Raw genomic sequence first — 13,526 nt, forward strand, 5'->3', positions numbered from 1 at the left:
CCTTGCGGCCTGCCGTCCGCGCCCCGGCCCGCCGATGCTCCCCGCGCATCAGTAGGCCCCCTGCCCGTAGACCACCGCACGCAGCGTCTTCCACAAGATCACCGTGTCCAGCGCGAGCGACCAGTCCTCCACGTACCGCAGGTCCAACCGGACCGCTTCGTCCCACGGCAGGTCGCTGCGTCCGCTGATCTGCCACAAGCCGGTGAGCCCGGGTTTGACCAGCAGCCGCCGCCGGATGTCCGGGCCGTACGCAGCCGACTCCTCGGGCAGCGGGGGCCGCGGCCCCACGAGCGACATCGACCCGGTGAGCACATTGAAGAGTTGTGGGAGTTCATCGATCGAGTACCGCCGCAGCACCGCGCCCACCCGGGTCACCCGCGGGTCCCGGCGGAGCTTGAACAGCAGGCCGGCGCCCTCGTTGCGGTCCGCGAGCGCCGCCCGCGCCCGGTCGGCCCCGGAGACCATGGTGCGGAACTTGAGGATGGTGAACTCGCGGCCGTCCTTGCCGACCCGGCGCTGGCGGTAGAACGCGCCGCCCCGGCTGTCCAGCGACACGAGCAGGCACACCAGCACCATCAGCGGCGCGAAGACCATCAGCAGGACCGCCGCGCCCATCCGGTCGACGACCTCCTTGACCGCCCGGCGGCCCCCGGTGAAGGTCGGCATGCTGACCCTCAGCAGCGGGATCCCGAGCACCGCGTCGACGTGCAGCCGCGGGCCGGCCACCTCCATCAGCACCGGGGCGACCACCATCTCGGCGTCGCTGCCTTCGAGGTTCCAGGCCAGCCGTTGCAGCCGGTCCGGCGTCCAGTGCGGGTCGGGGGTGACCGCGACGACGCGGTAGCCGTCGCGGCGCACGTGGTCGGCGACGTCCAGCAGTCGACCGACGACCGGCACTCCGTCCAGTCGGTCGCCGTCGGGGCCGAGGCCGTCCGTCGTGCAGACCGCGTCCACCCGCCAGCCCAGGTGCGGGAACTTGCGGGCCCGGGTGATCAGGTCGCGTACGGTGGCCGGGCTGCCGGCCGCGAGCACCGGTCTCAGGCACCGCCCTTCCTTCCGCTGCTTGTGCAGCCACAGGCGGAGCAGATACCGCCCCGTCATGGTGACGAGCGCGAGCGCGGGGATCGCGACGAAGATCCAGAGCTTGATGTTGCGCGAGGTGAGGGCGATGCCGCCGAGCGCCAGCACGACGGCCGCCGTGAACAGTGCACGGCCGAGCCGACGGAACTCCTCGGCGCCCTGGCCGAGCACCGCCGGGGCCCAGGACCGGCTCACCGCGAGCGCTCCCAGCACCAGCAGTTCGGTGCCGAAGGCGAGGATTCCCCATTTCTCGTGCCAGTTGGCCGCGTCGCGGGCCCCGAAGAAGTTGCCGATGGTCGCCACCACGAAGGCGGTGGCCACGGTATCGCTGGCGATCACGGTACGGCGGTACCGCTCCTCCCAGTCGATCGCTCCCTGACTGATCGTCCCGTTCGCCAGCCTCCCGTGCGCCGACGTGAACGGGTTGGCTAAGCCCCCCTGCTCCACAGACCCCCCCAGGCCATCCGCGGTTCGACGTGTTCGCCCGACACTGTTCCTCCCCCCCGGGAGGCCCCCGCCCCCCGCACCGCGCTGTTGCTCCCCTCGGAAGGCCCCCGCCTCCCGCGCATGACATCCCGGCTGTTCGGTGCTGCTTCACAACTCACCCTGGCGGCAGCGGAAAGTCCGTCCTGCCAGGCTCTCAAGGTGCACGGGAACCCGTCGGCACCCCGGGCGCTCCCCGCACCCGGCGCCCCCGCTCGGGCCCCAAGAATTGATCACCCCCACGGCGTGCGCGGGGTACGCGATTGCTGGTCGTCCGGCACGAGGGACCAATAGATCAGCATGGTTCGCCTCGTGTCCGAACATCTGAAGCACGGTCAATCTAGACCATCGGGGCCGACATGGAGAGGGGATGTGTGGAATTCGTGTTCAAGCTTTGAAACTGGCTTCACCAATCCATGGTCATCCACAGATGTCCGACGGCGAGTGCACACCCGATGACCTGCCGAGGGACCCTTCCGACCCGGCTCGTCGCCGGCGGGCGTCCGAGTGCTTCACACCGCCCTTCTGCGGGTGATCGTCAGCTCGCCGAGTCGAGTTGGACGTGTTCGACGACCCCGCCCAGGAAGTCGGCGAGGTCCTGCGCTTCGGCGCGGACGGCTTCCTGCTCCAGGGCGGTGAAGGGGCGCAGGGGGCCGATGCGCAGTCGCCGGTCGCGTACGTCCCAGGTGGCCGAGACGCGACCGTCGACGAGGACCACGCGGTGGCCCGCGACGGACAGGCCGAGGTGCGGGGCGTCGATGATGCGACTGCGGTCGTGGTAGCCGAGGACGGCGTTGTCGAAGGCCGGGAGGAAGCGGACCGGGGCCGGGGTGTCGGGGTGCGGGCGCGGCGCGTCGGGGAGATCGAGCAGCTCACGACCGCGTTCGTCGCGGAAGACGACGAGTTCGTCACGAACGGCCTTCACAGCGGCGGGCAGACCGGCGAGGCCGCACCAGGCGCGCAGGTCCGCGCTGGCGGCGGGCCCGTAGGCGGCGAGGTAACGGCGCAGCAGTTGCTGTCCCACGGGGTCCCCGTCCCCGGTGGGCAGCGGGTCGACCTCCCGTTCCAGCCAGGTCGCGAGCGGCAGGTTGCGGACGCCGCCCTTCTGCCGCCAGAGGCCACGGGGCGGGAGTTGGGCCATGGGGACGAGGGCGGCGACGAGGAGTTCGCCCAGGGCCCGGCGCGGTGGACCGGGCCAGCGGTCTTCGAGGACCCGGACGATTTCGCTCATGGTCCGGGGCTGCCCGTCGGCCAGGATCGCGCGGCCTGCGGCGGCGACCTCCTCCAGGTCGACGTCGGCCAGTTCGCTTCGGTAGGTGCCGAGCACCCGCTGGCGCAGCATGGCGTCGTGGCGGGCGCGCCACGCGAGGGCGTCGTCGGCGGTGACGAGGTGGACGGTGCGGCGCATGAGGTGGGTGCGCACCACCGTTCGACCGGTCAGTGCACCGTCGAGGTGCCCGGGCTCGAAGCCGGCAAGGCGGGACCAGAGTCCGACGAACGGTTCCTGCGGCTCCTGCGCCTGGAGGCCGCACAGATGGGCCACCGCCTCGGGCACGGACGCGTCGTCGCGCCGGAGCAGGTGCTGACGGGCGAGGGTGGCCCGGTTGAGGGCACGGCTGTCGAGAACGGTCGTCGGCATGGCGGCCCCTCTCCTTCCTTTGCTGTACGGGTACAGGTACGGGGCCGTCCGGGCCGTCCGCAGTGACTGCGGACGGCCCGGACGGTTGCGGGCGCATCGAGCCCGTCGACTGGTCAGCCGTGGTAGGGGGCGGTGACGTCCAGGACCCAGGTGACGCCGAAGCGGTCGGTCAGCATGCCGTACAGCGGCGCCCACGGCGCGGGCTCCAGCGGACGCACGACGGTCGACCCTTCGACGAGCCTGCCCCACAGGGCGCCGATCTCCTCGGCATCGCCGCCGCGCACGGAGACGAAGAACGGGTTCTCACCCCGGCTCCACGGCAGCTGCGCGGGCACGTCGTAGGCCATGACGTGGAAGCCGTTGTCGCCGACCACCTCGCCCCACATCACCCAGTCCGCCTCGCTCTCGTTCTGCACGGCGCCGGCGTCCCGGTAGCTGACCGCGACGGTGCGTCCGCCGAAGACGGACCGGTAGTGGTCGAGCGCCGCTCGGGCTTCGCCCCGGAAGTTCAGATGGGTGGTGGTCGTGACGGACATGTTCCGCTCCTTGCGTCGATGGCCAGAACGCGCCGCTGACCGTCATGGCCTGGCGGCGCCGGCCGGTCCCGGGTCAGTGGAGTCCCGGGCGGCTCGTTCGCCACCGTCGCACGGGTAGAGGACAGGGTGTGTCCTGTACTACGGGGAGACTGGGCACATGCAGAAGACGTCCGCACGGCTGCTCACGCTCCTGTCCCTGCTCCAGGCGGGCCGCGGCTGGTCCGGCGGGGAGCTGGCCGAGCGCCTCGACGTCACCGTGCGCACCGTGCGCCGTGACGTGGACCGCCTGCGTGAGCTCGGCTATCTGATCACCACCGTCAAGGGGCCGGCCGGCGGCTACCGCTTGCAGGCCGGCCACCGCATGCCGCCCCTGCTGTTCGACGACGGCCAGGCCGTGGCCCTCCAGACCGCGGCCTCCGGCACCGCCGTCGCCGACGACGCCGTCCGCGCCCTGGCCACCCTGCGCCAGGTCATGCCGGCCCGGCTGCGCCAGCGCATGGACCTGCTGCACGTCACCCCGGTCGGGCCGCCCGCACATCAAGGCGCCCCGCGGGCCGCGGCCGAGATCGATCCAGCGGTCCTGCTGGACCTCAGCCGCGCCGTCCACTCCCATGAGGAACTGCGTTTCGACTACGCCAAGGCCCCCGGCGCCCCGGCCACCAGGGCGACGGCCCCTGGCTCCACGACCTCCAGGCCCGCGGCCGAAACCCGTCGGGTCGAGCCCCACCACCTGGTCACCTGGCGTCACCACTGGTACCTCGTCGCCTGGGACCTCGACCGCCGGGACTGGCGCACCTTCCGCGTCGACCGCATCCGTCCCCGTACCCCCACGGGCCCCCGCTTCACCGCACGCGCGCTCCCGGGCGGCAGCGTCTCCGCCTTCGTCACCAGCAGGTTCCGCGGCCACGACGGCAGCGACGGCCGGGGCGGCGCCGCCACCGACTGGCCCTGCCGCGGCGAGGTCGTCCTCCACCTCCCGGCCGCCTCGGTCGCGCCCTTCGCCCAGGACGGAGTCGTCGAGGAACTCGGCCCGGACCGCTGCCGGCTCGCCCTCGGCTCCTGGTCGTGGACCGGGCTCGCCGCGGCCTTCGGCCGCTTCGACGCCGACCTCGACGTCATCGGCCCGCCGGAACTGGCCACCGCCTTCGCCGGCCTCGCCGCGCGCTACGCCCGCGCGACAACGCCACGACGGCCCTGACTCAGAGGGTGTGCAGCAGGGCGAGGGTCCCCCGGAGCTCGTCCCCGAGCGCTCGCCCGGCCGCCCCGGCGTCCCCCCGCACCACGGCGTCCACCAGGTCGGCATGGCCGGCGTCACCGTGGTTGGCGTCGTCGGATCGCAGGCCGAGCAGCTCGACCAGATCGAGCAGCCGTCGCTCCAGCACGGGGACGAACTCGGCGAACAGGCCGGTGAGCACCGGGTTGTGGGCCGCGTCGACCACGGTCCGGTGCAGCGCGATGTCGGCCGCGACGAACTCGGCGTCGCCGGCGTCCGCGGCGGCCCGGCGCCGGGCGAGGGCCTCGTTCAGCGCCGTGACGTCCTCCTCGGTCCGGCGTTGCGCGGCCAGTTGCGCCGCCTCCACTTCGACGAGCAGCCGTACCTCGTACACGTCCGTGATGGCGGCCCGGCGCAGTTGGGCTGACCAGTCCTCCTTGGGCTTGGTCGCGATGACGAAGACGCCGGACCCCTGACGCGCCTGCACCAGCCCCGCGCCGGCCAGTGCGCGCAGCGCCTCCCGGACGGTGGAGCGCCCCACGCCGAGGGACTTGGCGAGGGAGGTCTCGCCGGGGAGCTTCGTCCCCACGGGCCACTCGCCGCCGGTGATCTGGTCGCGCAGGTGTTCCGTGGCCTGCTCGACCAAGGGGGACGGCCGCAAGGCACCCAGTGACATAGGAGGCCCACCTTCCTGAGTCCTCAGCTTGTCTGAGGACCTGAGTAGTCGTTACCGTACCCCGCATGCTGTCACAGAGCACGGCGTTCCCCACCCTGTCCCCTCCCACCGCTGACGTACCGGCGGACGCACCGCGCTGGAACCCCCAGCGTCCGAGCGCGATGCCGCACCACCGCTACCGGCCCGCGCACCAGCGGATCGAGCTGCCCCTGACGGACCGCACCTGGCCCTCCCGCCGGATCGAGCGGGCCCCGCTGTGGGTGCCGGTCGACCTGCGCGACGGCAACCAGGCGCTGGCCGAGCCGATGGACACCGCGCGCAAGCGCCGGATGTTCGACCTCCTGGTCACCATGGGCTTCAAGGAGATCGAGGTCGGCTATCCGTCCGCCAGCCAGACCGACTTCGACTTCGTCAGGCACCTGGCCGCCGACGGTGCCGTCCCCGACGACGTGACCGTCTCCGTGTTCACCGCGGCCCGCCGGGACCTGATCGACCGGACCATGGCCGCGGTCGAAGGGCTTCCCCTCGTCCTCGTACACCTCTACACCGCGACCGCTCCCACCTGGCGGAACGTCGTCCTGACCCGCTCACGCACCGAGGTCCACCGACTGGTGCTCGACGCCGCCGCCCATCTGCTGCGCAGGACGGAGGAGCGGCCGGGCGCGGACATCCGGTTCGAGTTCTCCCCGGAGGTCTTCAACCTCACGGAGCCGGACTTCGTCCTGGAGGTGTGCGACAGCCTGACCGAGTTGTGGGAGGCGAGCCCCGATCGCCCGGTGGTCCACAACCTGCCCGCGACCGTGGAGATCGCCACCCCCAACGTCTACGCGGACCAGATCGAGTACATGGACCGCCATCTGGCGCGCCGTGACTCGGTGATCCTCTCGATCCACCCGCACAACGACCGCGGCACCGGCGTCGCCTGCGCCGAACTCGCCCTGCTGGCGGGCGCGCAGCGGGTGGAGGGCTGCCTGTTCGGCAACGGCGAGCGCACCGGGAACGCCGACCTGGTGGCGCTGGCCCTCAACCTGTACGCGCAGGGCGTGAACCCGATGGTCGACTTCTCCGACATCGACGCGGTGCGCGAGGTGGTGGAGCACTGCAACCGGCTGCCGGTCCACCCCCGCCACCCCTACGGCGGCGAGTTGGTGCACACCGCGTTCTCCGGTACGCACCAGGACGCCATCGCCAAGGGCCTGGCGCACCACGCCCGGCAGGCCGCCGAGCAGGGCGTCGCAGCGGACGAGGCGCCCTGGGCGGTGCCGTACCTGCCCATCGACCCGGGTGACGTCGGCCGTACGTACGAGGAGGTCATCCGGATCAACTCGCAGTCCGGCAAGGGCGGCATCGCGCACCTCCTGCACGCCCACCACGGCCTGGACCTGCCCCCGTCGATGCGCCCGGACTTCTCCCGCGCGGTGCAGCGCGTCACCGACTCCACCGGCCGGGAACTGGGCCACAAGGAGCTGTTCGAGCTCTTCCACGCCACCTACATCGCCCCGGCCCTGGACGGCCCCCTCCCCCTGGCGTCCTGGCGCGCCACGGAACCCGCCCCCGGCGAACACCGCTTCGTCGGCACCCTGTGCACCGACGGCCTGGAGCGCTCCTGCCACGGCACCGGCAACGGCCCCCTGTCCGCCCTCGCCGACGCCCTCGGCACCCTGGGCACGACCGTCGACATCCTCGGCTACACCGAACACTCCACCGGCACCGGACCGGACAGCCCTGCCGTCGCCTACGTCGAGTGCCGGGTGAACGGCGTGACGCTCTGGGGCGCCGGCTGGCACACCTCGGTCCTGACGGCGTCGGTCCACGCGGTCATGGCCGCCGTCAACCGCCGCGAGCAGGTCTCCCCGTGACCGCCACACCCGTGCTCCACGTGCAGGACGTGGAGGTGGTCCGCGACGGCGCCGCGATCCTCAGCGAGGTGTCCCTGACCGTACGGGCCGGTGAGCACTGGGCGCTGCTCGGCCCCAACGGCGCGGGCAAGACCACCCTCCTCGCCCTGCTCGGGGCGCTCGCCCACCCCACCCGCGGCACCGTCGAGGTGCTGGGCCACCGGCTGGGCCGGGTCGACCTGCGCCAGCTGCGGTCCTCCGTGGGGCACGTCAACCCGCGGCATGACCTGCGCTCGGCCCTCACGGTCCACGACGTGGTACTGACCGGCGTCACCAACACCCTGGAACGCGTCCCCCGTTGGGCCCCGACCCCCGAGCAGGGCGCCCTGGCCGACCGCCTGGTCGACCTGCTCGGGCTCGGCGACCGCCGCGAGGCCCGGTGGCCGACCCTGTCCCAGGGCGAGCGGGGCCGCGCGCTGATCGCCCGGGCCCTGATGCCCCGTCCACGGCTGCTGCTGCTCGACGAGCCCGCGACCGGCCTGGACGTGGCCGGCCGCGAGCAGTTCATCGAACGGCTCGGCGCCTTGCAGCACACCCATCGGGACCTGGCGTCGGTCCTGGTCACCCACCATCTGGAGGAACTCCCTCCGGGCACGACCCATGTGCTGCTGCTGCGCGAGGGCCGCCGTCTGGCCTCCGGGCCCGTCGACGAGGTGCTCACCAGCGACCGGCTCAGCAAGTGCTTCGACCATCCCGTCCGACTCATCCGCACCGACGGCCGCTGGAGCGTGACCACCCGCCGCGCACCCCGCTGACCCCCCGATGCCCCCTCGGCCGAAACGATCAGGGCGAACGGGCGTACGAATCAAGCCGTTTCGGAGATCGGGCTGCCAACGGCTGACCGGAAGCGGAAACTTGTGCCGCAGCACGGCCGTCGGCCGGGAACAGACGCACTGCCCATGCACTGATACGTCCATGTCGTTGAAGAGACCGGGAGTGTCCGGATGGCCCGCTTGCGCGTTCCGCGCCCCGTACCCCTTGCCGCCGCGGCGGCAACCGCCCTGCTCCTCCTGGGTTCGGCGCCCGTGGCGGTGGCCGAACACTCCGAGCGGGCCCTGACCTCACGGCTGCTCCCGATCCCGCCGGGAGGGCTCCACAGTTTCGTCAGGGGGCTGAACAGCAGCGGCACGGTCGTCGGCGACTACTACGTGGAGGGCTCCGACGGGCCGCTCGCGATCCGGTGGAACGCCGGCCGTCCCGGCTACACCCGGCTGGCGCCGCTGCCCGGTGAGCGGTTCAGCCGCACGACCGCGCTCAGCGACCGCGGATGGGTGGTCGGCCTGTCGTACGACAGCGCACCCGAGTCCCACCCCGTCCGCTGGACACCGGGCGCCGCTCCGACGCGGTTGGCGCTTCCCGACGGGGCTCGCAGCGGGAACGCGTCCGCCGTCAACAACTCCGGGACCGCGGTCGGCGACGCGTCCGGGGAGGGCAACCGCTCCCACCCCCTGCGCTGGCAGCCGGACGGCAGCAGGACCGACCTGCCCGTGCTACCCGGCGACGACAGCGGCACCGCGACGTCGATCAACAACGCGGGCACGGCGGTCGGGTGGACCGAGCAGCGCGCCGGCACCGGAGGCCCCGCGCGCCCCGTGCGCTGGAACGCGGCGGGCGCCGTGAGCGCGCTGCCCCTCCCGGCGGGGTTCGTCGGGGCCCGGACGAGCCGGATCACCGACAACGGCGTGGTCCTCGGTCACGGGCGGCTCGCCGGGAGCACCGCGTACGACCGGGTCCTGGTGTGGGCGGCCGACGGCACCGTCCGCGACGCCGGGCGCGGGCGGGGGTACGACGTCAACCGGGCGGGCACCGCCGTGGGGGCTTCGCTGGAGGACGACCCGAACGGCGACACGGCCCGCTGGAACGCGAACGGCACCCGCACCGTGCTCGCCAATCCGGCGGAAGCGGCCGGGGAGGTGCTGGCGATCAACAACCGGGGCACGGCCGTCGGGTACGCCTGGCCGCCGAACGGCAATCCCGCGTTGGACAAGGCCCTGTTGTGGAAGCCCGACGGTACGGTCGTCCCCCTGCCGCCGTCGTCCCTCGGCCCGTACGCCGCGGCGTTCGCGGTCAACGACGCGGGGGTGGTCGCCGGATTCGCCGTCGGCACCGACGGCGCCGGCACCGCGACGACCTGGCGTGCGACCGTGTGGAAGCGCTGACGCCCACCGCCTCCTCGACGCTCCGCACACACGCCTCGGGGGGAAGCTCGCTCCCGAAAGCGGCACGACGACCGCCGCTCCGCGCACTGTGCCCTCAGGGTGCGGAGTGGGCCGGTGCCAGCGCAGGCAAACCTCCGCGGCACGGCAATGCGACGAAGGTTGTAGTCCACGCGACCTGACACGGTCACCGGTATGGGACCTTCGCCCCGAAGCATTGCTCGGCGAGCGAAGTGATCGGCAGAGTCTGGTTCGGGCCCGTTCCGACGATCAGCGTGTGGAGGCATTCGCCCGTGCTGCACTTCCAGGTACTCGGCCGTCTATCCGTCACCAACGAGGTGAGCGACTGCACACCGACCGCGCCCATGGCACGGCGCGTGCTGGCGCAACTGCTCCTGTGCGCGAACAACATCGTCATGCTCGACGCGATCATCGACGAACTGTGGGGTGACAAGCCGCCGAAGAGCGCCGTCCCCACCGCGCAGACGTACATCTACCAGCTCAGACGTCAGTTCGAACCGTGGGTGGCGAAGAACAAGGTCGAAGATGTCCTCGCCACCTGCGGCGCCGGCTACATGCTCCGGGTGGCCCCGGACCGGCTCGACCTGACGTCGTTCCTCCGGCTGACCAAGCAGGGACGCGCCGCGCTCGACGCCGGTGACGCGGCCACGGCGGGCCGGCTGCTGCGGCAGGCGCTCGACCTCTGGTCGGGACCGCCGCTCGCCGACGTGACGGCCGGCCCGTCGATCCGAGCGCACGTCGTGCATCTCACGGAGCAGCGGGCGCACGCCGTCGAACTGCGCATCCAGGCCGACGCGATGCTGGGTCGGCACCGGGAACTCGTCGGCGAGCTGAAGGCCATTCTGTTGGCCGATCCGCTCAACGAGTGGTATCACGCACAGCTGATCAAGGCGCTGGCCTCCACCGGCCGACGGAACGAATCGCTGATCGCGTACCAGCACCTCCGCAGAACGCTGTCGACCGAACTCGGCCTCGAACCGTCGGACGTGCTGCGGGAGTTGCACCAGGAGGTCCTGGCGGGACGCGACTCCTGGTCGTACGGGGCGGTGCCGGAGAAGTCCTGCTGAGAAGTCCCGCTCCGCCGGCGACACGGTGACGGATCGGGGATCGCCAAGGGACGATCCCCGATCGCGCGGATGCCGTACGACCTGGTCAGCAGGCTCACCGGGCCTGATCCAAACGAAAGACCCCAGGGTCCTTCTTCCTGCCCTCGCCGTTCACCCTGGTGAAGTCGGCGGGTACGGCACGTACCTGCCGTAACGGCGTGCCCCCACACCTCGGGTGCGAGCCGCGAATGCGCCACGAGCACGCCTCGAAGCCCTTCGCGCAACATTCCTATCCAGCACGGGAGATGAGCCCTATGGAAATTGCCTTGTTGACGGCATCGAGCCGGGAACGGGCACCCAGCTTGGTGAAAATGGCCCCCAGATGACGCTTCACCGTACTCTCGGCGATGGTCAGTCGCCGCGAGATTTGACGATTGCTCATGGCCTCGCTCACCAGGGTCAGAATCTCCAGCTCTCTTTTGGTGAGCACCTCCAGGTAGTTCGACGCCGAGGCAATGGAGGTCAGCACCTCGGCAGATACGTGTAGCACGATGCGGATGTCGTCCGCGCAGACCGCGCGGATACTGGCCACCAGATCGGCCCGACTTACCCACTTGTTCAGATAGCCACGCACACCGCAATCAAGCAGTTGACGCACCAGTACCGGAACTTCGTCCATACTGACGACCAACACTCTGGCATTCGGGGATATCGAGTGGATCGCATTGACGATGTCAGCGATCGGCCCGCCGGGAACGTTGACGTCCAGCAACACGACGTCGGGTTGCTCCATTTTGCAAGCCAAGATGCCGGATCCACCGTTGTCAGCTTCGCCGACAACGGCCATGTCCGGTTCCATTTCGAGCGCTTCGCGCATCACTTCACGCAGCAGCGTATGGCCGTCGATCAAGACTATCCGTAGCGGACCTCTATGGTCAGGCCGCATGGCCAGCCCCCGCCTGTAAGTACGCTTTCTTCGGCAATGGCGAAATTCCTGTGACGCTGCGCACCAGTGAAAACTGGGCGAGCAGCTGGTCATGCTGCTCTACGGAGCGTGCGATTGAATTGACACCAGTAACCAGAAATGTTCCCGGATCCACCCGTCCTTCGCCGCGACAGCTCGGGATAAAGGTAGTTGCCAGCACTTGGATGTCATTGCGCACCGCGCAACGCGCGTTTGCCGCTGACACCCGTGCCGCAGAATCTGCCATTGATCCCCCATATCACATGTTGGCTGGCATGTGACATACGGTAGTCCGCGGTCCAGCCTCCTGACAAGATCGATGTGGAGTGATCACGTCGTAACCCTGCCCCTGTTCGTACCACCTAAACGGGGAGGTACCGCAGCGCAACGTCCGCGGAGAGCGCTGAAGTTCAGCCACGGAGTGCACGGCAACCATTCTCAACCTGCCCTGCTGCGAGGCTGGAATAGTGCGTTCCGCAGCAGAATTCAAGACACTCAAGGCTGGGGCCGCGTCGATGCCGTCGCCCTGACCTCACCAGCCTCATCGGGGCCTGCGCAGCCACCTTCCAGCCATAGCTTGTTTGAGATTGCGCACCCTCCCTTCGGCACCCGAACGACAGCCGTGTACGCACGGTTGGCAGCCATCTCAAAATCTGGACAGAGAAGCACCTCTTGGATGACGGGAAGGTCGGCGTCGGGTCGATTGGTTCGGCACGACAGGAAGTGCTTCAGCGGGCTGCCGTGCAGCAGGGCAGGCACGCGGTCGGTGTTCCGCTCCGGTCCGATTCCTGGCAATCCCGCATTGCGGGGCGCCGAAATCTGACGGTGGACAATCAAGTCCGGTGTGCGCGACGCCCCGTCGAAATCCACACCGGCCCGCCGGTCGAGCGGGTGCACACCGCCATGGCGTCGTTTCACCGTCGATTCGGCATCGAAGACGGAGGTGCACATTGGGCGAGATCTCAAAACGAGCCCTGGGGGGTCCGTGACACGGCAACTGATCCCCGATGCACACGGCTGAACAAGGACCCGTCGGTCCGCCGCCGCGACCGGGCGGCGACGGAAGCCGGGCCGGCCCGGTCAGCCAGCCGACGGTCGAGCGGTTCCACGTGAGGACGAGGACCTGCCTGAAGCAAGGAAATTGGAGCGATGACCGGCATACCCCCTGTGACCGCATACCCGCTGCCCACCGAAGGCGATCTCCCTGCACGCGCAGTGGCCTGGAGCCTCGACCCCGAGCGATCAGTCCTGCTGGTCCACGACATGCAGCGGTACTTCCTCAGGCCGCTGCCCGACAGTCTGAGCGATCCGCTCGTCTCCCACACGGTGCACCTGCGCGAGCGTTCGACCGCACTCGGCGTCCCCGTCGCCTACACCGCCCAGCCTGGCGGAATGGACAGGGCCGAACGCGGTCTGCTCCAGGACTTCTGGGGCCCGGGGATGCGCACGGCTCCCGAAGACCGCCAAGTCGTCGACGCCCTGGCGCCGACCGACACCGACTGGATGTTCACCAAGCGGCGCTACAGCGCGTTCTTCAGGACCGATCTCCTGGAGCGGATGCGCGCCGCGGGCCGCGATCAGCTGATCCTGTGCGGCGTCTACGCCCACGTCGGCATCCTCGCCACCGCGCTCGACGCCTTCGCCCACGACGTACAGCCCTTCCTCGTCGCGGACGCCACCGCGGACTTCTCGCAGGAGTACCACCGACTGGCCCTCACCTACGCCGCCGAGCGCTGTGCCCTGGTCACCACGGTCAAGCAGGTCCTGACGTGACGGGCGGCGAGCCGAACGGCCGCCCGGGGCACGGCGGCCAC

The 13,526-nt window shown here is 70.7% G+C and carries 13 protein-coding genes; 6 read left to right on the top strand and 7 right to left on the bottom strand.

Annotation, left to right across the window (positions count from 1 at the left end):
* Positions 1-48: 48 nt before the first annotated feature.
* From AB0E05_RS14835 to AB0E05_RS14845, 3 genes are all read right to left on the bottom strand, one after another.
* Positions 49-1,527 (bottom strand): sugar transferase, encoded by a 1,479-nt coding sequence (locus AB0E05_RS14835; RefSeq protein WP_361963149.1) that lies wholly within the window; start codon positions 1,525-1,527, stop codon positions 49-51.
* A 574-nt stretch (positions 1,528-2,101) separates the two neighbouring features.
* Positions 2,102-3,202 carry a winged helix DNA-binding domain-containing protein gene (locus AB0E05_RS14840; RefSeq protein ID WP_361963151.1) on the bottom strand — a complete coding sequence of 367 codons (1,101 nt, stop codon included), beginning with the start codon at positions 3,200-3,202 and terminating at the stop codon, positions 2,102-2,104.
* 113 nt (positions 3,203-3,315) lie between these two features.
* Positions 3,316-3,738, bottom strand: coding sequence for a VOC family protein (locus AB0E05_RS14845; protein ID WP_361963153.1), 423 nt, complete (start codon positions 3,736-3,738; stop codon positions 3,316-3,318).
* A 157-nt stretch (positions 3,739-3,895) separates the two neighbouring features.
* Between AB0E05_RS14845 and AB0E05_RS14850 the strand changes: the two genes are divergently transcribed.
* Positions 3,896-4,936 (top strand): WYL domain-containing protein, encoded by a 1,041-nt coding sequence (locus AB0E05_RS14850; RefSeq protein WP_361963155.1) that lies wholly within the window; start codon positions 3,896-3,898, stop codon positions 4,934-4,936.
* A gap of 1 nt (position 4,937) precedes the next feature.
* On the opposite strand, the gene AB0E05_RS14855 is transcribed toward AB0E05_RS14850, so the two are convergent.
* Positions 4,938-5,627 carry an FCD domain-containing protein gene (locus AB0E05_RS14855; RefSeq protein WP_361963158.1) on the bottom strand — a complete coding sequence of 230 codons (690 nt, stop codon included), beginning with the start codon at positions 5,625-5,627 and terminating at the stop codon, positions 4,938-4,940.
* Between the two features lie 65 nt (positions 5,628-5,692).
* On the opposite strand from AB0E05_RS14855, the gene leuA reads away from it, so the two are divergent.
* From leuA to AB0E05_RS14875, 4 genes are all read left to right on the top strand, one after another.
* On the top strand, positions 5,693-7,486 hold the full coding sequence (gene leuA / locus AB0E05_RS14860; protein WP_361963160.1) for a 2-isopropylmalate synthase: 1,794 nt from the start codon (positions 5,693-5,695) through the stop codon (positions 7,484-7,486).
* Positions 7,483-8,280 carry an ATP-binding cassette domain-containing protein gene (locus AB0E05_RS14865; RefSeq protein ID WP_361963162.1) on the top strand — a complete coding sequence of 266 codons (798 nt, stop codon included), beginning with the start codon at positions 7,483-7,485 and terminating at the stop codon, positions 8,278-8,280. The genes leuA and AB0E05_RS14865 overlap by 4 nt, the downstream gene beginning before the upstream one ends.
* Before the next feature lie 189 nt (positions 8,281-8,469).
* Complete coding sequence (locus AB0E05_RS14870) at positions 8,470-9,684, top strand: hypothetical protein (protein ID WP_361963164.1); 1,215 nt, start codon at positions 8,470-8,472, stop codon at positions 9,682-9,684.
* A gap of 290 nt (positions 9,685-9,974) precedes the next feature.
* Positions 9,975-10,769 carry an AfsR/SARP family transcriptional regulator gene (locus AB0E05_RS14875; RefSeq protein ID WP_361963166.1) on the top strand — a complete coding sequence of 265 codons (795 nt, stop codon included), beginning with the start codon at positions 9,975-9,977 and terminating at the stop codon, positions 10,767-10,769.
* A gap of 268 nt (positions 10,770-11,037) precedes the next feature.
* Here the strand turns inward: AB0E05_RS14875 and AB0E05_RS14880 are convergent, their stop codons facing one another.
* From AB0E05_RS14880 to AB0E05_RS14890, 3 genes are all read right to left on the bottom strand, one after another.
* A complete protein-coding gene (locus tag AB0E05_RS14880; protein WP_361963168.1) occupies positions 11,038-11,658 on the bottom strand; it encodes a response regulator transcription factor in 621 nt (206 codons plus the stop codon).
* 25 nt (positions 11,659-11,683) lie between these two features.
* Entirely contained in the window at positions 11,684-11,911 is a 228-nt protein-coding gene (locus AB0E05_RS14885) for a hypothetical protein (protein WP_361963171.1), read from the bottom strand.
* A gap of 296 nt (positions 11,912-12,207) precedes the next feature.
* The gene (locus AB0E05_RS14890; RefSeq protein ID WP_361963173.1) at positions 12,208-12,663 is read right to left on the bottom strand and encodes a hypothetical protein; all 456 of its coding nucleotides are present in this window, start codon (positions 12,661-12,663) and stop codon (positions 12,208-12,210) included.
* A gap of 198 nt (positions 12,664-12,861) precedes the next feature.
* Here AB0E05_RS14890 and AB0E05_RS14895 point away from each other — a divergent pair, with 198 nt between their 5' ends.
* Complete coding sequence (locus tag AB0E05_RS14895; protein ID WP_361963175.1) at positions 12,862-13,485, top strand: isochorismatase family protein; 624 nt, start codon at positions 12,862-12,864, stop codon at positions 13,483-13,485.
* The last annotated feature ends 41 nt before the right edge of the window (positions 13,486-13,526 follow it).

Source organism: Streptomyces sp. NPDC048057 (genome assembly GCF_040653095.1).
In the GTDB taxonomy this organism is placed as follows: domain Bacteria; phylum Actinomycetota; class Actinomycetes; order Streptomycetales; family Streptomycetaceae; genus Streptomyces.

Bases quoted from the DNA above. Each gene is read 5' to 3' on its own strand.
- AB0E05_RS14890 (WP_361963173.1), bottom strand. From the start codon at position 12,663: ATGTGCACCTCCGTCTTCGATGCCGAATCGACGGTGAAACGACGCCAT.
- AB0E05_RS14840 (WP_361963151.1), bottom strand. From the start codon at position 3,202: ATGCCGACGACCGTTCTCGACAGCCGTGCCCTCAACCGGGCCACCCTC.
- leuA (WP_361963160.1), top strand. From the start codon at position 5,693: ATGCTGTCACAGAGCACGGCGTTCCCCACCCTGTCCCCTCCCACCGCT.
- AB0E05_RS14895 (WP_361963175.1), top strand. From the start codon at position 12,862: ATGACCGGCATACCCCCTGTGACCGCATACCCGCTGCCCACCGAAGGC.
- AB0E05_RS14870 (WP_361963164.1), top strand. From the start codon at position 8,470: ATGGCCCGCTTGCGCGTTCCGCGCCCCGTACCCCTTGCCGCCGCGGCG.
- AB0E05_RS14855 (WP_361963158.1), bottom strand. From the start codon at position 5,627: ATGTCACTGGGTGCCTTGCGGCCGTCCCCCTTGGTCGAGCAGGCCACG.
- AB0E05_RS14845 (WP_361963153.1), bottom strand. From the start codon at position 3,738: ATGTCCGTCACGACCACCACCCATCTGAACTTCCGGGGCGAAGCCCGA.
- AB0E05_RS14850 (WP_361963155.1), top strand. From the start codon at position 3,896: ATGCAGAAGACGTCCGCACGGCTGCTCACGCTCCTGTCCCTGCTCCAG.